This window comes from Anaerolineales bacterium (assembly GCA_030583885.1).
In the GTDB taxonomy this organism is placed as follows: domain Bacteria; phylum Chloroflexota; class Anaerolineae; order Anaerolineales; family Villigracilaceae; genus Villigracilis.
The window spans coordinates 4156743-4174305 of the sequence record CP129480.1; the positions used below are offsets into that span (position 1 = coordinate 4156743).

The 17563-nt window shown below is 55.3% G+C and carries 16 protein-coding genes; 3 read left to right on the forward strand and 13 right to left on the reverse strand.

The window, feature by feature from the left end; all coding sequences use genetic code 11:
- Nucleotides 1–6: 6 nt before the first annotated feature.
- Nucleotides 7–1977, reverse strand: coding sequence for a glycosyltransferase family 39 protein (locus QY332_20880; GenBank protein WKZ36067.1), 1971 nt, complete (start codon nucleotides 1975–1977; stop codon nucleotides 7–9).
- A 507-nt stretch (nucleotides 1978–2484) separates the two neighbouring features.
- On the opposite strand from QY332_20880, the gene QY332_20885 reads away from it, so the two are divergent.
- Genes QY332_20885 through QY332_20895 form a run of 3 tightly spaced genes read left to right on the forward strand, consistent with a single transcriptional unit; the run spans nucleotide 2485 to nucleotide 5897 of the window.
- Nucleotides 2485–3135: a RecX family transcriptional regulator gene (locus QY332_20885; protein ID WKZ36068.1), complete on the forward strand. Its 651-nt coding sequence runs from the start codon at nucleotides 2485–2487 to the stop codon at nucleotides 3133–3135.
- Nucleotides 3132–4658, forward strand: coding sequence for a ribonuclease Y (gene rny / locus QY332_20890; GenBank protein ID WKZ36069.1), 1527 nt, complete (start codon nucleotides 3132–3134; stop codon nucleotides 4656–4658). The genes QY332_20885 and rny overlap by 4 nt, the downstream gene beginning before the upstream one ends.
- Before the next feature lie 60 nt (nucleotides 4659–4718).
- Entirely contained in the window at nucleotides 4719–5897 is a 1179-nt protein-coding gene (locus tag QY332_20895) for a threonine synthase (protein WKZ36070.1), read from the forward strand.
- 50 nt (nucleotides 5898–5947) lie between these two features.
- On the opposite strand, the gene QY332_20900 is transcribed toward QY332_20895, so the two are convergent.
- The 12 genes from QY332_20900 to aroH form a co-directional block, all read right to left on the reverse strand.
- Complete coding sequence (locus tag QY332_20900) at nucleotides 5948–6838, reverse strand: hypothetical protein (GenBank protein ID WKZ36071.1); 891 nt, start codon at nucleotides 6836–6838, stop codon at nucleotides 5948–5950.
- Nucleotides 6839–7474: an MBL fold metallo-hydrolase gene (locus QY332_20905; protein ID WKZ36072.1), complete on the reverse strand. Its 636-nt coding sequence runs from the start codon at nucleotides 7472–7474 to the stop codon at nucleotides 6839–6841.
- Between the two features lie 12 nt (nucleotides 7475–7486).
- Nucleotides 7487–8626, reverse strand: a complete 1140-nt coding sequence (locus tag QY332_20910) for an MFS transporter (GenBank protein ID WKZ36073.1) — start codon at nucleotides 8624–8626, stop codon at nucleotides 7487–7489.
- Nucleotides 8627–8689: 63 nt separating this feature from the next.
- The gene (locus QY332_20915; GenBank protein WKZ36074.1) at nucleotides 8690–9490 is read right to left on the reverse strand and encodes an alpha/beta fold hydrolase; all 801 of its coding nucleotides are present in this window, start codon (nucleotides 9488–9490) and stop codon (nucleotides 8690–8692) included.
- Nucleotides 9487–9921, reverse strand: a complete 435-nt coding sequence (gene aroQ, locus QY332_20920; protein ID WKZ36075.1) for a type II 3-dehydroquinate dehydratase — start codon at nucleotides 9919–9921, stop codon at nucleotides 9487–9489. The genes QY332_20915 and aroQ overlap by 4 nt, the downstream gene beginning before the upstream one ends.
- Nucleotides 9918–11483, reverse strand: a complete 1566-nt coding sequence (aroB, locus tag QY332_20925) for a 3-dehydroquinate synthase (protein WKZ36076.1) — start codon at nucleotides 11481–11483, stop codon at nucleotides 9918–9920. The genes aroQ and aroB overlap by 4 nt, the downstream gene beginning before the upstream one ends.
- A 14-nt stretch (nucleotides 11484–11497) precedes the next feature.
- Entirely contained in the window at nucleotides 11498–12670 is a 1173-nt protein-coding gene (gene aroC / locus QY332_20930; protein ID WKZ36077.1) for a chorismate synthase, read from the reverse strand.
- 54 nt (nucleotides 12671–12724) lie between these two features.
- Nucleotides 12725–13564, reverse strand: coding sequence for a shikimate dehydrogenase (gene aroE / locus QY332_20935; protein ID WKZ36078.1), 840 nt, complete (start codon nucleotides 13562–13564; stop codon nucleotides 12725–12727).
- Between the two features lie 6 nt (nucleotides 13565–13570).
- Nucleotides 13571–14863, reverse strand: coding sequence for a 3-phosphoshikimate 1-carboxyvinyltransferase (aroA, locus tag QY332_20940; GenBank protein ID WKZ36079.1), 1293 nt, complete (start codon nucleotides 14861–14863; stop codon nucleotides 13571–13573).
- A gap of 29 nt (nucleotides 14864–14892) precedes the next feature.
- A complete protein-coding gene (locus QY332_20945) occupies nucleotides 14893–15756 on the reverse strand; it encodes a prephenate dehydrogenase (GenBank protein ID WKZ36080.1) in 864 nt (287 codons plus the stop codon).
- Nucleotides 15757–15758: 2 nt separating this feature from the next.
- Nucleotides 15759–16805 (reverse strand): 3-deoxy-7-phosphoheptulonate synthase, encoded by a 1047-nt coding sequence (aroF, locus tag QY332_20950; GenBank protein ID WKZ36081.1) that lies wholly within the window; start codon nucleotides 16803–16805, stop codon nucleotides 15759–15761.
- Between the two features lie 75 nt (nucleotides 16806–16880).
- A complete protein-coding gene (gene aroH, locus QY332_20955) occupies nucleotides 16881–17252 on the reverse strand; it encodes a chorismate mutase (GenBank protein ID WKZ36082.1) in 372 nt (123 codons plus the stop codon).
- Nucleotides 17253–17563: the final 311 nt, after the last annotated feature.

The window sequence follows — 17563 nt, forward strand, 5'->3', positions numbered from 1 at the left end:
GCCTCATTATGGCACGCGATACGACAACAGGATGGTCGTATCACAATCATATGCATAGTGAAGCTGGCCGCCGGGATGTGCGTCCGCCCAGTTTTCAAGGTCGGGAATTCGACTCGGCGGGGCGATAACGGTTTCGCCGGAAACAGGATTAAACGCATCCAGCGGTTCGGGGAAATTGATGACAGGCCTGCTGCGGCTCAGGAAAAACGCCGATGGATGACTGCCATGGAAATATTCAGCGTCGCTCAGCAGATACACACGCTGTTCGTTATCAACACTTGCGACCTCCCTGCCAAGATAGGACGCAAAGCGGCCGACAAGGTTTTCTGCAAAACGACATTGACCCGCAAACTCGGCGTAATAGGTCCATAAATTAAACGCAAGCAGGCTTGCGAGGACGGCGGTTACAGAAAACGCATAGGCAGTACGCATGTTCTTCCAGCCCAGGCCCATCAGGTCGAGGATTTGATCCAACCCCAGGGATGCCATGATGACTGCGGCGGGCAGCGCCATCAACATGCGGTAGGAATCCGCCGATGGAGGCGTTGCAAATACACCGATTGAAACTGTGGCACCCCAAAAGTAGCCGTTCAAAAGCAGGTAGGCCGGATCGCGAAGCCGCCACAAGGAGATTCCCAGGCCTGCCAGGAACATGGTGCTTGAGATCATGCTCATCATCGGCGCCTGTGAACCATAAAAATCAAGCGCCGGATAATAGATCAGGGACAGAAAAGCATGGGTGACGCGTCCAAGCAGAATTTGAGCAGCACTTTGCCCTGTTGTATCCATGATGCCCGCCAGGTATCCAGATTGGAAAGTCCCGCTTAGATTAAGTCTATGCAGAAATTCCTCGGGATGCCTGATGGCGTACATGGCGGATGGCAAAATGACGATAAGAAAACCACCCAGGAAAACCATTGCCTGGGTAATGCGAGGCTTGAACCATGGCCGGTAAAACAGATAAGCGATCAGCATGTAAATGATCACAAGGCCCAAAATCACCTGCGAAGTCAGATATACGGAAAAATGCCCTGCCAAAATAATTCCGCCCAGTGCGGTTCGCCATGATTCGCGCTTCTGAAGGCCGCTGATAAACAAATACAATTCCAGGGGCGCCAGCCAGGCGTCCTGAATATAGGCAACGGACGCAATGCGGCTGAAATGGATGTGGGAATGTGAAAACGCCAGGATGACCGCTGTGATCAAGGCGATCCTGCGCCCCCCGATCCAACGGGCAAGCAGGTAAACAGCCGGGACAGCCAGTACTCCGCCAAGCGCCGGCAGCAACCTTAAGCCAAAAGGATTGACCCCAAAAAGCTTCATGGCTAAATTGATGAGCTGCAGATACAGGGCGCCAAAATTTTCCCACAAGGCAAACGGGTTGCTCAGCATCCCGTGGCTTGTCATTTGCGCGAAAAGTCCGACATTCCCCTCATCACCATCCAGAACGCGGGGGATCTCGCCCAGCCTGTAAAAACGGACTGCAGCCGCAAGGAGCATCACCGCCACAACGGAAAGAACCTCCGCTCGATTGGCCTTCAACCAGGCCAGGCTGGTTTTGGAATTCATCGCCGTATTTGAATTCAAGAACGCATATAAGTAGCACGCGGCACTCAACAGCCAAATGGTGACGATGGGAATATAGTTGACACGGGTATACACCATGAAAAACGCCATTGCCGCCGCAGCCAAACCCGATAAAAGCACTGCCGTAAAAATCCAAAAGGCCCGCTCTTGAAAATAGAAGTGAACTGATAATCTCTGTAACAACGGTGTGGGCCTGATCACCTGGCTCAACATCAAAATGACCACCCCGATGAGCGCCAGCCAGGTATAAGGAGGCAATGCCCCGCTCTCATCAGCTGGCTTTGAAAAAGTTAGAAATTGGCTCGCCAGCAGCAGAAAAATACCAAAAAACGCAACAAGCCGCCGGATATTCCCAACTCCCCCTCCTTCTTCAGGTTGGTGTTCAGTCATGATATCTCCATTCCATCCTTCGTACTTAATCAAATTCTGCCTGATTTATTAAGAAACATTAAGATTATACTCAAAAATAAAGTTTGTTTTACACAAGCTTCAGATTCTTAGGGGCCATTAAGTTTCGATAACCGCCGCGCCAGACCCGCACCCCGCACCATTTCTGGAATACAACCAAATGTTAACAAATCTTAAAATTCCATGTATAATTGCGGAAACATTGAAAACTTCCGCCGCTCCTGCGGGCTTTGCTTGAAACTGACTGGAAAATTCGCGCACGATCCTCCCCCAACTTTGGGAGTTATTTTGTGAAGTCTCATTTAGGAAACAATTTGAGAAAACATCCGGCTTCACCTGACATCAAAGTGCCGAACGTGACATAATACCCGTCGCGCTATTTTGACCTACCCCAACCCGCCTCCTGCGCGACACGGAACTGGTCAACCAACCCAGACATTTTCACAGCCGAGGCCGTTTAGACGGAAGTCTCGGCTGTGTGTATTTAACATGAAAAAGATAACCGCCATGCAACCGCAAAAGAACCGCAATCGGGTGAACATTCACCTCGATGGGGAGTTCGCCTTCGGGCTGGCGCGCATCACAGCCGCATGGCTGAAGCCCGGCGATATGCTCAGCGATGAGAAGATCGCCAGCCTGCAAGCCGACGACGCACGTGAACGGGCATACCAGCAGGCCATGCTGTTTTTAAGCTACCGCGCCCGTTCAGAAAAGGAAATACGGCAAAACCTGCTCAAGCACGAGATCCCCGAGGATGTGATCGGGCAGACGCTTGAAAAACTTCGCGAGAGCGGGCTTGCCAATGACAATCAATTTGCCCGCGTCTGGGTGGAAAATCGCAGCACCTTTCGCCCGCGCAGCCGCCGTGCATTGACGATGGAACTCCGTCAAAAAGGGCTCGACGATGAGACTGTGCAAGCCGCAGTTTCGAATGTGGACGAAGATGCCCTCGCCTATGAATCTGCCCGGAAACGAGCAGGCAGACTCAAAGGTCAGGAATGGGGCGAGTTCCGCAAAAAACTGTCCGAGTATCTCGCAAGGCGCGGCTTTCCATATTCCGTCATTGCGCCGGTCGTCACCCAGGTCTGGAACGAGGCGCACGCGGAAGAAAAACATTTTGAAGATGAGGAACCAATATGAACCCGGTAAATCTATCCATAGATATCCTTGCTCTTATCGTCGGCGTTTTGATCGGATATTTTTTTCACCGTTATCAAGCCGACCGCGCTGCCAAGGGAAAACAGGAAAAGGCTGACGATATTCTAAAAGCCGCAAATACGCAGGCGCGCATGATCGAAAGCGGTGCGCGCGACAACGCGACCAAGATCATCCAGGCCGCCGAGGCGGAGATCAAGGAACGGCGCATCGAACTGAACCGCGAAACCGACCGTTTGGACAAGCGCCGTGTTGAACTTGACAGCCGCTTTGACAAAATGGAACAACGCGAACAGACATTGAACAAGCGTCAGTCCCAGGTTGATAAACGCTTTAACGAGATCGAAAAACTGCACGAGGAACAGGTCAAGAAACTCGAGCAGATCGCGCAAATGACACAGGACGATGCACGCAAAGACCTGTTTGCCGCTGTGGAAAAAGAGGCCCGTGGCGACATGGCACGCATCATCCGCCAGATCGAGGCGGAAGCGCGGGAGGAAGGCGAGAAGCGCGCCCGCAAGTTAATTGCCGATGCGATCCAGCGTGTGGCATCGGAACATGTGGCGGAAGTCACCCGCGCCGTGGTCACCCTGCCCAGCGAGGAAATGAAGGGACGCATTGTCGGGCGCAACGGGCGCAATATCAAAGCCTTTGAACAGGCCGCCGGGGTGGATGTGATCGTGGACGATACGCCTGATTCCGTCACCGTCTCCTGCTTCGACTCGGTCCGTCGCGAGATCGGGCGCCGCGCCCTCGCCAAATTAATTCTGGACGGACGCATTCATCCCGCCCACATCGAAAAGATCGTGGAGGACGAAACCAAAGCCGTGGAGAAGATCATCAACGAAGCCGGCGAACAAGCCGCCTTCGACGCCAACGTCACCGGCCTGCACCCCGAAGTACTGCGCATGATGGGACGCCTGAAATTCCGCACCTCGTATGGACAGAACCAGCTTGCCCACGCCGTGGAAGTCTCCAAACTTGCCGGTATCCTTGCGGCGGAACTCGGTGCAAACGTGGAACTTTCGAAGCAGGGCGGCTTCCTGCATGATATCGGCAAGGCCATGGACCACAACCAGGACGGGACACACGCGGGCCTGGGCGCGGAATATTGCAAACGCTATGGTGTGAATCCCATTGTCGTGAATGCCATCGCTTCACACCACCATGAAGTGGACCAGGAAACCGTTGAAGCGGTCATCGCTGAAGCGGCGGATGCGATCTCCGGCGCGCGCCCGGGCGCACGCCGCGAAGATTTGGAAGCGTACATCAAGCGCATCCGCTCGCTGGAGGAAATGTCCATGTCCTTCGAGGGCGTGCAGCAAGCCTTCGCCATCCAGGCGGGACGCGAAGTGCGCATCCTCGTCAAGCCGGATGCAATCGACGACCTCGCCTCCGCACGGCTGGCGCGCGATATTGCCAAGAAGATCGAAGAGACCATGCAATATCCCGGTCAGATCCGTGTGACGGTCATCCGCGAAACAAGATCAACGGAATACGCGAAGTAGCATGTCAATCCCCGCAGACAAGAACGCCTGCGGGGATTTTCTTTTTAGAAGGAAATCATCATGAAAACATCCTATCTCGTCGACTTGACCTGTTCGAATTGCGGAAAGCATTTTTTCATTAACGAAGTGCATACCTTTTGCCCGGACTGCCAGGCCACACTGATCTCGAACTATGACCTGAACGCCGTCCGCAGGGAAGTGGACCGCGACGGGATCCATGCGCGCCCGAAAGGAATGTGGCGCTGGCACGAAATGCTTCCCGTGCAAAACCCTGAAAATATCGTGTCCCTCGGGGAAGGCGACACTCCATTATTAAGCATCCCCCGCGTCGGGAAGGAACTTGGGCTTGCAAACCTTTTGGTCAAGGATGAAAGCAGCAATCCCACCGGCTCCTTCAAGGCGCGCGGACTTTGCGCCGCAATTTCCAGAGCAAAGGAACTCGGTGTAAAAAAAGTGATCATCCCCACCGCAGGTAACGCAGGCGGAGCCATGGCGGCGTATGCGGCACGCGCCGGTTTGCGGGCGTTGATCTACATGCCGAATGACACGCCCACCGCGAACATTCAGGAAAGCCGCATCGCAGGCGCGGAGGTGATCCTCGTGGAAGGGCTGATCAGCGATGCGGCCGGCATGGCTGGTGTCAAAGCGCGTGAAGAGGGCTGGTTCGATGTCTCCACCTTCAAGGAACCGTACCGCGCCGAAGGCAAAAAGATCATGGGCTACGAACTTGCCGAAGCTTTCAATTGGACACTGCCCGACGTGATCCTCTACCCCACTGGCGGCGGTACCGGCCTGGTCGGCATGTGGAAAGCATTTGCTGAAATGGAAGCCCTCGGCTGGCTGGCGGACACAAAACGTCCACGCATGGTTTCCGTGCAGGCGGATGGATGCGCTCCGATTCCCAGGGCATTTCATGCAGGCGCCTCCTTCTGTGACTTTTGGCCGGGCGCGCAGACCGTGGCATCCGGCTTGCGGGTGCCGAAAAGCTTCGCCGACCGCATCATCCTCGCCAACATCCGTGAAAGCAACGGGACCGCAATTGCCGTCAGCGACGAAGCGCTCATCCATGCCCAGAAAAAACTGGCCGCCATGGAAGGCATCTTCGCGGCGCCGGAAGGGGCCGCCTGCCTCGCCGCGCTGGAGGAACTCGTTAGACAAAAATGGGTAAAACCAGACGAACGCATCGTTATTTTCAACACGGGCTCGGGATTGAAGTATCTCGACCAGGTTGTGAAGTAAACAAAAACGGGATGAACTTGTTCATCCCGTTTTTGATTCCAATTGACACTTCAAAAATCGATCGCCGCCGGTCTTATCCCCAGTTCATCGATCAACGCATTCAATTCGGCATCGCTCAACCTGCGTCCCCTGCCTGCATGGGCGGTGAGCATGGCTTCATTCATGTTCGTGCCGAACGAGCGTCCGTCAAAGCGCGGCGTGGTGGTGATGACCCGTTTCACGCCGCGTTCTTTCAACAGGGCGATGTTATCCTCCGTGGTTGTATTGGTGACAATCGTCTTGGCGGATAGATCCCTCGGCATGTATTTGCGCATGAATAGAAAATCGCCCGCAATCAGATCGGACTCCTCAAAATATTTTGTATACTTGGGCTTATGTTCCGCACCGTCACTGCCGTAGAAGATCATGCCCATTGGGAAGTGGCTGACAATCGGCAGCATGACTCTTGCAACCCGCTTGAACGCACGAATTCCATAAATGGGAACAGGCACACCGAGAGCGACCATCAGATCCCCGAACACGCTTCTTTCGCTGACCTCCGCAACTGCTTCCGCCAAACCGATCCGATCCGCCGCGACTGGGATGAACGCCTGCTTAAAGCGGACATCTCCAAGCTGGGGCTTTGCCAGTTCAAAGACGCGCCGCTCGAGGGTGTGCTTAAGTCCGCGGCCGTCACACAGTGGGGTCTGCCGGACGCCAGAGACGAGCTTGAGCGCGGCATGAAGCGGATATTCCCTGTCATCGAGGCGGAGATATAAGTCCACACCGCCCACGCCGAAGGCATCCACCTTCCCGTCCAAATCCAAGTACATCCGGCGGGCCTTTTCGATGTCTCCGTCCGTGCCGATGCGCTCGACGAGAATTTCGACGCCGTTGAGGTTGACCGTCACGCTTTTATTGCGTTTGGAACTGCCGAGGCTGACACTGACCGCACGTTTCATTTATTCGCTCACGAAAGGATTGAATTTTTTCTCATGACCCACCGTCGTTTCAGGACCGTGCCCCGAAAGCAATCTTGTTTCATCGGGCAGGGTGTATATCTGCGTGCGGATGCTGTGCTCCAGTGTATCCCAATCACCACCAGGCAGGTCGGTGCGCCCGACACTGCCGTTAAAAATTATATCGCCGCAAAAACAGATGTTTTCCTTTGGCACATACAACACACAGTGACCCTTTGTATGCCCCGGCGTAAAACGGACTTCAAATTCGTTCGAGCCAAGGTTCATCTTCATGCCGTGAACGAAGTCAATGGTCGGTTCGGGACCGGGATCGATATCCAACCCAAATGACGCACCGCCGCCGCCCGCCCGCCAGAGGACGTGGTCATCGGGATGAAGTGCCACATGCGGCAATGGATTGAGCGCGTCCGCAATGGCCGCCGCGCCGCCGATGTGATCGAAGTGCGCGTGCGTGTACCACAGGTGACCGATGCGCCAGCCGCGTTTTTGCGCCTCCGCCAGAATGAGGTGCCCATCCCAGGACGGGTCAATCACGACGGCTTCTTTTGTTTCCGGGTCCGCCACAAAATAGGCGTTGGTCTGTGCGGGACCAAGGGTGAAGGAGATGATTTCGAGCATGGCTTCCTCGATTTACGATTTCAGATTTTCGATTGACGATTTACGTGGTGAAAATAAATAACCGATAACAATCGAAACCGCAATCAATCCAATGGCAATTGGATAGACGACAAACGGGTCGCGCTCAAAGATAAAGCCCGCAATCGGCGGGGCGATGATGAAAATAATCGCGCTGACCGTCTCCATTGTGCCATAAGTGATGCCCATCTGCGAGTCGTGGACAAGGTCGCGCGCCTGTGCCATCGCCATCGGGCGCGCGGCGCGGAAACCGCCCATCAAAAAGAAGCCGAGCATGAACATCGGCAAGCCTGTTCCCTGCCACATTAACACAGCGAACAAGGCAACCAGAGCCTGCGCGTACAAAAATCCGTTGCGCGGATTGAAGCGGCTGATCACCAGTGCCAGCAGGGAATTTCCCAACGCGCCTGCTGAAAACACCCAACCCGTTTCACTGAAGGAAAGTTCGCGCACACCTTTCAAGAAATTCGGGGTGAGCGGCTGGGCAAGGTACATGGCAAAGACCGCAATGGCGTAGATCATCACAAAACCGACAAAACGTTTATTCGTCCGAAGGCGGGCGGGCGGCGTTTCGGGATCGTGCCTGTCAATCGGCTGAGGTCGGATGAACAGGATGCACAAGGTGGAGAACACAAAGATGCCGAACGCGATGAGGTAACTGACATCCATGCCGTATTGCTCGGCAATCCAGCCGCCGGTGACGGGTCCGAGCGCCATGCCGAGGCTGAAGGTTGCGGTCGTGAGCGAAAGCGCCGTCCCGACCGACCATTTTCCACGGGCGGCAGTGACATAACTCCCGAGGGGCGAAGCGACGAACGCCGTCACGCCGTACAAAAATAATCCCGCCAGATAGAGCGGCAGGGAGTTGGCAAGTCCCATTGTCAGCGTGGCGGTGGTGCCGACCATCCACGCGGCGACCAGCAACGGGCGTCTGCCAATCCTATCCGCGAAATATCCGCCGGGGATGTGCGTGACCGCCATGAAAAATCCGAACACGCCCAACGCGAATCCGATCTGCTGTTTATCGAGCAGGAATTCGTTCTCCAAACGAATCGGCACGAAATTAAAGAACATCCCTTCGCCGAACCCCCACAGCAGAAGGGCAATTGCAATGAAAAACAGGTTTCGATTCAAAGTTCCTCTTTGGAAACTATGTCATTGCGCGGAGGGCGAAGCCCGACGACGCAATCCCCCAGTTTAGGAGGCTGCTTCGCGCTCCGCGCTCGCAGCGACATGGTTTATAAAATCGCGCGCCAACTCAAACACCCGCTGACGCGCCGCGTCGCGCGTGACGACGTGGCCTGATTCGGTGACGTATGCTTTTTCCTTCACTGGAGCATTGACCAGCGCCGCATAGATTTGCTCGAGATTTTCATGCGGCACATAGTTGTCATTCTTCGAGTGGATCAGCAACACGGGCTTGCGCACATCCGGCAGCGCCTTCTGCATTTCAAGCGTCAGCAGTTTCAACTCCGCAATCGAGCGGATCGGATTTTCAGGATACGACACATGGCTCTTGAAGGCTTCCTTGTCGAACCATGTTGCGCCAGGCGCTTCATTGGACTTTCCGCGGTATCTGACGAGGACGCTATACAGTTTGATGAGCCACACGGGATAATGATGGTCCTGCGGCAATGAATACGGCGTGGACATTGCGATCACACCCGCCGCATCCAATCGCGTGGACATCAACAGCGACAACACGCCGCCCATCGAAAGTCCCGCAAGAAAGATGCGGTCGGTCGAATCGCGCAGCAGGTGGTAGCCGTCCTCCACTGAAGCCGTCCAATCCGTCCAGCGCGAGCGGATCATGTCCTCGGGGTCGGTGGCATGTCCCGCGAGTCGAATCCCCAAACAGGTATATCCCTGTTCGTTAAGATACTCCCCCATCCAGCGCATTTCCTTGGGCGCGCCTGTAAAGCCGTGGACGAGCAAAACGCCTGTGCGATTGCCGGAAAGAAGAAAAGGTTCAGTTGTAGGAATGATTTGGGTGTTCACACCTTCATTATATCAACGAGCCCGCGCAAACCCAACTCATACGAACCCCAGCCAAAGCCCGTCACCTTGCCTTTGCACACCGCGGAGACCAAAGACTTGTGCCGAAACTCCTCGCGCGCATATACATTCGAAAGATGCACTTCGATGACAGGAATCTGAATCGCCGAGATCGCATCACGCAGCGCCACCGACGTGTGAGTGTACCCGCCCGGGTTGAAGACCACGCCCGCCGCCCACGTCCGCGCATCGTGCAGGGCATCGATCAACGCGCCTTCGTGGTTCGATTGCAGGCAGGTCACTTCCACGCCCAACTCTTTGCCCAACGTGATCATTTTTTCGTTGATGCCATCCAATGTCACCGAGCCGTACACTTCGGGTTCGCGCGTGCCCAACAAATTCAAATTCGGTCCGTGCAGAATTAGTATTTTCATTTCAACACATCCTCCAAATCACGTACATCCACCAACTCAACTTTGCCAACTTCAATCGGCAGCGCAAAACGGATGGACTTCGCATTCTTCTTTTTATCCACCCGCATCGCGCGGAGGATGTCCTCTCGCGGCATGTCAGCAGGCATTTGGATGGGCAATCCCAAACTGGACAACGTAGACTCAATCGCCTCGACCAACCCCATAGCGGCCAGCCCGGCCCGGGCAGAGTACCTCGCCTCAGCCGCCATGCCGATGGCAATCGCCTCGCCATGCCGAAGTTCAAACTTGCTGACCAGTTCCACCGCATGCCCCACGGTGTGCCCCAAATTCAACGCCGCGCGGAAGCTCCTCTCATACGGGTCTGCTTCGATGACCTGTATCTTCACCGCCATCGCGCGTTTGACCACTTCTTCGAGATTGGCTTTCACCCAGTCCATGCCGCGATTGCACATGGCAAACAAGTCAGGGTCTGAGATGATGCCGTGCTTGACGACCTCCGCCATGCCTGAGCGTAATTCGCGTTCTGGCAGTGTACGCAAAAGGCTTGGGTCTGCAATGACCAGCTTCGGGGGATGGAACGAGCCGATGAGGTTCTTTCCTTCGGGCAGGTCAAAGCCCGTCTTTCCGCCCAGTGACGCATCCACCATCGCAAGTAATGTGGTCGGGACTGCGATCCAATCAATGCCGCGCAGATAGGTGGATGCGGCAAAACCCACCATGTCACCGATCACGCCGCCGCCGAGGGCAATGACCGTGCTTTTGCGGTCAAGTCCATTTTCGAGAAAAGCGTCCCATAAACGCGAGACGGTTGCGAGATTTTTATGCTCCTCGCCCGCGGGTACGATCACGGATTTTGCATTGAAGAGGGTCTGGATCTTTTCGAGATGGAATTTCGCCACGTTTTCGTCGGTGACGATGATGGGGTTTTGCAGGGTTGTCACGCAACCAGCGTCCCCTTTGGGGAAAGCGCGACCTACATCTCCGACAATGACGTCATACTCCCCCATCGCGGAAAGGTGATACCTGCCCAGCGCAACCTGCGCGTGGTGTGCGTTTTGTTCGGCAGTCTTTCCATCGACGTGCAGTTTAAGGGGAAAAGAGTTGTAATGTTCGCTGCGTTTTTCCAACAGGGCGGTGAGTTTTTCCCTCAAATCACCTGCCAGCAATGGACGTTTTCCCGATTCTATTTTCATGCGTTCAAGCAAGGTCGGCAGTTCCGCCATGAGCAGAAGGATTTTGCCATTGGATCCTGCGAACGCGCGGTTTTCGTCACGGAGCAATGCGCCGCCGCCGAGGGCGATGACTTTGGCTTGTGAATTTGTCACGCTGGCAGCGTCCCCTTTGGGGAAAGCGTGACCTACGGTTTCCTTAAGCACCATTGTTTCCATATCACGAAATGCGGGTTCACCCTGTGATTCCATGATCTGTGAAATGGACATACCCGCGTTCGTTTCGATGACGCAGTCAAGGTCAATAAAGGGCAGTTTGAGACTCTGTGCAAGTAGTTTTCCGATGGTGGATTTGCCTGTCCCTGGGGGACCGTAGAGGAAGATGTGAGTCATAAAATTCCTTTATGTCATTCCCAAAATACATGCGGGATGTTATCCATTGGCAAGTCTTCAAGCGTGGCTTTGCGCAGGGTTTCAAAACGCGGTTTCATTTCATCCATTGAATCACCGCCGAGTTTTTCGAGCAGGGCATCGGCGAGGACGAAGGCAACCATCGCTTCGAGGATGGGAACGGCGCGCGGGACGGGGCAGAAGTCGGAGCGCTCGTACCTGGTGGGAGATTCTGTCCCCGCAGCAAGGTCAACCGTCGGCTGGGGAAGAAGCGTGGTGGCGATCGGTTTCATCGCAGCACGGATGATGATCGGCTGTCCGTTGCTGACTCCGCCTTCAGTTCCGCCAGCGCGGTTGGTGGCGCGATGCAAGTTAAAGGTCGAAGGTTGAAGGTTGATAGGGTCGTGAGCCTGGGTGCCGATGCGTTTTGCATTCTCAAACGCATCACCAACCTCCACGCCTTTGATGGCTTGCACAGACATGATGGCATGGGCAAGTTTGGCTTCGAGACGGCGATCCCATTGGACGAAGCTGCCCAAGCCGACGGGCAGGTTGAGCGCAACAATTTCAAGCACGCCGCCGAGGGTATTTTTGCCGTGGATGGTCTTTTCGATTTCAGCGCGTATTTTTTGCGCAGAGGTTTCGATGGGACAGCGCACATCCGATTCTTCGGCGCGGATGATGCGCTCTTCGTAGGGCATGTCGCCAAAGTCCGTTTGGATTTCACCGATGGATGAAACATATCCGCCAACGATGATGCCGAACTGCGCAAGAAAATGTTTGCACACCGCGCCCACTGCTACGCGCATGGCGGTCTCGCGGGCGGATGCCCGTTCAAGAGCGGGGCGCAGGTCCTTGTAGCCGTATTTGACCGCGCCGGTTAAGTCCGCGTGACCCGGGCGCGGGGCGGTCATCGGCTCGATGGCCTTACCCTTCCATTTGACGTGGTCGGCGTTTTGGACGAACACGGCGATGGGCGCACCTGTAGTCTCGCCGCCCATCACACCGCCGAGAATTTGCACGGTGTCCTTTTCGATCTGCATGCGTCCGCCCGAGCCGTAGCCTTGCTGACGGCGGGCAAGTTCCTCATTGATGATTTCGGGCGTGAGGGAAAGTCCCGCGGGGATGCCATCGAGGATGGCGGTAAGGGATGGTCCGTGGGATTCCCCTGCGGTTAAAAATCGAAGCATTCGTTCTCCATTCATAAAGCAGGGGCGACCCTTCACAGTCGTCCGAGGTTTCGATCAATCAGGGCGGGTCGCCCTTACGGCTTCAAACAAAACATCACGCGGTGGGATGCAGCCAGTCCAAATCTCAAAAGACAATGCGGCCTGTTCGATGAGCATACCCAAGCCTGTGGTGGCGGACAGTCCCTGTGTGCGGGCATCGCGGACCAGTTTGGTCTCACCTGGATTGTAAACAAGATCGTACACAAATGCATTGGAAGGTAATGACAGATTTCCAGGCAGGGGGGATCGGTCTACATTTGGAGCCATGCCGACGGGAGTGGTGTTGACTATGAGTTGAACGTTGGAAGGTTGGAAGGTTTGAAAGTTAAGTTCGATGGTTTTGGCATTCTTAAATTGCGCGGCAAGTTCCTGGGCTTGTTCGAGTCGGCGGGAGGTGATGGTAATAATCCAACCATGATCGGCCAATGCATACACCACCGCTCTCGCCGAACCGCCTGCACCTAATATCAATACCGATTTTCCAGCTCCCAATTCCCAATTCCCTATATGCCTCTTCAAATCAGACAAGAAGCCTGAGGCGTCGGTGTTATCGCCGACGAGTTTGCCTTCACGCAAATAAATCGTATTGACTGCGCTGATGGCATTGGCGACGGGTGTAAGTTCATCCATATATTCAATTATGTTTTGTTTGTGGGGGATGGTGACGTTGAGTCCGTGAATTTCGCCGGAACGGACTCGGGTGAGCAAATCTTTCAATCCGTGTTTGTCATCCTTGTGAATGGGGAACAGGGAATAGCCACCCTGTAAGCCACAAGCCTTGAATGCTGCATTGTGGATTTTTGGCGAAAGACTATGCTCAAGCGGATAACCAACGAGTCCAAATTGAAAGTGCATGCCACCTCACCCCGGCCCTTTCCCATGGGGAGCGGGACCGCGCAACGTGTCCAATACTTCAAAAAAATTTGGGAACGTTTTGGATACACAGGCTGGATTTTCGATGGTGACGCCGTCGAAGCGCAAGCCGATGAGGGAGAACGCCATCGCCATGCGATGATCGTTGTAGGTCTGGATGACGGCAGGGCGCATCTTTTCTACGGGATAGATGGTCATTCCATCCTCAGCCTCTTCCACGCGGACGCCGAGGCGCGCCAGTTCGGAGCAGGTGGCGTGGATGCGGTCGGTCTCCTTCACGCGAGCCGAGGCGATGCCGCGAATACGCGTTGGCGAATCAGCAAAGGGGGCGATGGCGGCGAGCGTTTGGGCGGTGTCGGGGATGTCGCGCATGTCCACGTCAATGCCGTGGAGTTCGGAGCGACCAGTGACCAGTATACAGGTATCAGTCTCTTCCACCGTGCAGCCCATTTTCGCGAGGATACCAAGGAAAGCAACATCCCCCTGCACCGATCTGCGCGAGATATTTTCCACGCGCACCGTCCCGCCACAGATGGCAGGGGCGGCGAAAAAGTAGGAGGCGGCGGAGGCGTCGGATTCGACGGCATACGTGATGCATGATGCGTAACCCGTAAGGGGAAGGCGGAACGACTTGTAACCATCACGCTGCACTTCCACACCGAAATCGCGCATGACGGCGATGGTCATATCCACATAGGGTTTGGAGTTGAGGTCGGTGGCGAGTTCGATTTCAACAGGGGATCGCGCGTATGGAGCAACCATCAATAGAGCGGACAGAAATTGAGACGAAATGTTCCCCGCAATATTCGTTTTACCGCCTGGCAAACCCGATGCGGAAATTTTCACCGGCGGACAATTGTTCACAGTTTCCAATTTTGCACCCAACTGCCCCAACGCCTCAGCCAGATCGCCCATCGGACGTTCGCGCATGCGCGGCTCGCCGTCCAAAATATATTCACCGTTTCCGAGCGTCAGAAACGCGGAGAGAAACCGCGCCGCGGTTCCTGCATTACCGATGAAGAGTTCAGCATTGGCGGCAGGGATTTTCCCGCCCAAGCCTATGACCGCCATTTCATGATTGGCCTCATCGAGTTGAACATCAAACCCCAAAGTTTGCAATGCGTTGGCAAAAAAAAGTGAGTCGTCGGAAAACAAGGCATTGGTTAAGCACGTGGTCCCATTGGCGAGCGCGGCAATCAACAAAGCGCGGTTGGTCAGCGACTTGGAGCCAGGCACGCAAATAGTTGCGTCGAGGGGGTGGGGGATGGGGGTGATCTTCATTTCAACAGGCGAAAGGCAGAATACGAGGGCTACGGTCTACCGCCCTCGGTCAAAGCAGTGTGAGAGTCTCTCGATTGATTCAAAATAACTTCGAGTTCTGTGTACTCTTCATCCTGCAAAGCGGATTCGATCTCGTCGAGCGAATTGCGGAAGGTTTGAATGGCGTCCAGAACATTGTCTCGATTGGATTGGAGGATTCCCAGCATCATGTGGGATGGGGTCCCTGCGAGGCGGGTAGTGGAGCGGAAACCTGGTCCGATAAAGGGGGAAAAGTCATGTGAAGTGGAATGAGCAAGGGCGGAAGCGAGCAAAAATGGAAAATGACTTGTGGACGCCAGGATGCGGTCATGGTCGGTGGGGGACATTTCGATGGGAGTTGCGCCGATGGTTGAGATGATTTCTTTCACGGCGGATGTTGCGCGTTGTGTGGTGCGTTCCAGCGGAGTGAGGATGAACGCTGCATTCCGGTACAAACTCACATCTGCGTTTTCCAAGCCAAGCGTTTCTTTTCCGCAGATGGGATGCCCGCCGATGGGGTCGAAGTTTTCGGGCAGGGCGGACATGGCTTGAGAAATAACGCGCTTGGTCGAGCCGATGTCCATGAGGATGCAGGGATGGGAAATGATGGCCGGCAATTGTTCAAGAAAGTTCAAGATGGATGGAACAGGTGTTGCGAGAATCAAGATATCGACTTGGGTATGGAAATTTGCAGGGTCGCTTTCAGCGCGGTCAATGATCCCTTTGGAAAGAGCAAGTTCGAGCGTGGCAGGCTGCGGGTCGCATCCGATCAGGCAGGCGCACTTTCCTTTTAGGTTCATGGCAAGCGAGCCGCCCATCAGCCCCAATCCAATGATCCCAACGGTCGAATGTTCCAGCGAAAAGCCGTCCTGCATGGTTACCACCCGGCAGCGGCGGGCTTTTTGACGGGGGCAACACGGCGTTCCATGATCTCGGCAATGGCTTTGACCTGTTTGACCATCTCGGCAAATTTTTCAGGCCTGAGCGATTGCTTGCCGTCGGAAACCGCCTGCGCGGGATCGGGATGCACTTCGACGATGAGACCATCCGCGCCTGCGGCGACGGCGGCGCGCGCGATCGCCGCGACATAATCCACATGACCCGTTGAATGCGACGGATCGAGAATGACGGGCAGATGCGTAAGATTTTTCAACACAGGAATGGCGTTGATGTCGGTGGTGTTGCGCGTGGTTGTTTCAAAGGTGCGGATGCCGCGCTCGCACAGGATGACCTGCTTGTTGCCGCCCGCGAGAAGATACTCGGCGGACATCAACAGTTCCTCGATGGTGGCACTCAGGCCGCGCTTGAGCAGGATCGTCTTGCGCGTTTCACCCAGCGCGCGCAGAAGGTTGAAGTTCTGCATGTTGCGCGCGCCGACCTGAAACACGTCCACATAGTTGAGCATCATATCGAGCTGCATCTGCGACATGATCTCGACCACGATGGGCATGCCCGTCTGCTCGCGCGCTTCGGCAAGGAATTCAAGACCTTGCTCGCCAAGTCCCTGGAAGGAATACGGCGACGTGCGCGGCTTGAAGACTCCGCCGCGCAGCGCATTCGCGCCCGCCTCTCTCACGGCGTGGGCTGTTTCAAGGATCTGGCTTTTGGATTCCACTGCGCAGGGTCCTGCGATGAGGACAATGTCATTCCCGCCAACGGTGAAACCGTCAATGGGGAAGACGGAATTTTCGGGATGTACCTGTCGCGAACCGAGTTTGAACGGCTGGGATATCCGCTTCACGCTTTCGACTCCTTCCAACACTTCGAACGGGTCCAGAGACGAAATATTGAACTCGCCCACCGCGGCGACGATGGCGGTCTCCACCCCGTAGGTGATGTGCGGGGTCAGCCCATGCGCTGTGACGGCGGCAACCACTGTCTCGAGCTGCTGGGGCGTGTAGTTGGGTTTCATGACGATGATCATTCGGTTCTCCTCTTTTCAGTGGTCTCGATACGACACTCGCCACGCTCGCGTCTACTCGACCAACATACTTTGATTTTACTGCGCCGAGACCAGATCGGGCCTCAGTTTTACAGCCTCACGCAAATAGACGTGGGTGATCCCGTCCTGCGGGGTGTCCGTGTTCCAATGCACCAGCACGCGAATGACGCGCGGCAAACTGCCGGGCACGGGAATCTCGCGTGCACACAGCATGGGGACGGGTCCCCAGCCCATTTGTCTCGCCGCCTGCGCGGGAAAGGTGGCGGCGAGGTCGTCGGTGACCGTGAAAACAGCGCTGGCAATGTCCTCGGGCTGCATGCTTTCATTCTCTGCCAGGATTTCCTCCAGCAGTTCGCGCGTGGCGTGCAGGATCAAATCTGGTTCGTCTGCAGTGACAGTGGTCGCGCCGCGAATTCCACGGATTGGCATAATTGCTCCTCATTGCGATGCAGGGGCGACCCACCCAGATTGAGCAAGATCCTTGACAACCTTGTCGGGTCGCCCCTGCAAAAGATAAATAAAAAGAGCGAGACCGTGTGGTCTCGCTCTTTTACGTGAACAGAGTTATATCCTGTTTACTTAAGCGCCACCAACGGCAGCCGAACCTCGGAAACCGTAATAAAAATAAAATGCAAACCAGCGGGCGGACTTAAGCATATTGTGCGCTATTCTATGCCTGACGGGCGGATGCGTCAAGGGGGAATTTTGAGAGCTGCGGCCGCACACAAACAGGCTGCGGT

Coding starts and splice junctions, on each gene's coding strand:
- QY332_20880 (WKZ36067.1), bottom strand. CDS start 1,977: ATGACTGAACACCAACCTGAAGAAGGAGGGGGAGTTGGGAATATCCGG.
- QY332_20885 (WKZ36068.1), top strand. CDS start 2,485: ATGAAAAAGATAACCGCCATGCAACCGCAAAAGAACCGCAATCGGGTG.
- rny (WKZ36069.1), top strand. CDS start 3,132: ATGAACCCGGTAAATCTATCCATAGATATCCTTGCTCTTATCGTCGGC.
- QY332_20895 (WKZ36070.1), top strand. CDS start 4,719: ATGAAAACATCCTATCTCGTCGACTTGACCTGTTCGAATTGCGGAAAG.
- QY332_20900 (WKZ36071.1), bottom strand. CDS start 6,838: ATGAAACGTGCGGTCAGTGTCAGCCTCGGCAGTTCCAAACGCAATAAA.
- QY332_20905 (WKZ36072.1), bottom strand. CDS start 7,474: ATGCTCGAAATCATCTCCTTCACCCTTGGTCCCGCACAGACCAACGCC.
- aroQ (WKZ36075.1), bottom strand. CDS start 9,921: ATGAAAATACTAATTCTGCACGGACCGAATTTGAATTTGTTGGGCACG.
- aroB (WKZ36076.1), bottom strand. CDS start 11,483: ATGACTCACATCTTCCTCTACGGTCCCCCAGGGACAGGCAAATCCACC.
- aroC (WKZ36077.1), bottom strand. CDS start 12,670: ATGCTTCGATTTTTAACCGCAGGGGAATCCCACGGACCATCCCTTACC.
- aroE (WKZ36078.1), bottom strand. CDS start 13,564: ATGCACTTTCAATTTGGACTCGTTGGTTATCCGCTTGAGCATAGTCTT.
- aroA (WKZ36079.1), bottom strand. CDS start 14,863: ATGAAGATCACCCCCATCCCCCACCCCCTCGACGCAACTATTTGCGTG.
- QY332_20945 (WKZ36080.1), bottom strand. CDS start 15,756: ATGCAGGACGGCTTTTCGCTGGAACATTCGACCGTTGGGATCATTGGA.
- aroF (WKZ36081.1), bottom strand. CDS start 16,805: ATGATCATCGTCATGAAACCCAACTACACGCCCCAGCAGCTCGAGACA.
- aroH (WKZ36082.1), bottom strand. CDS start 17,252: ATGCCAATCCGTGGAATTCGCGGCGCGACCACTGTCACTGCAGACGAA.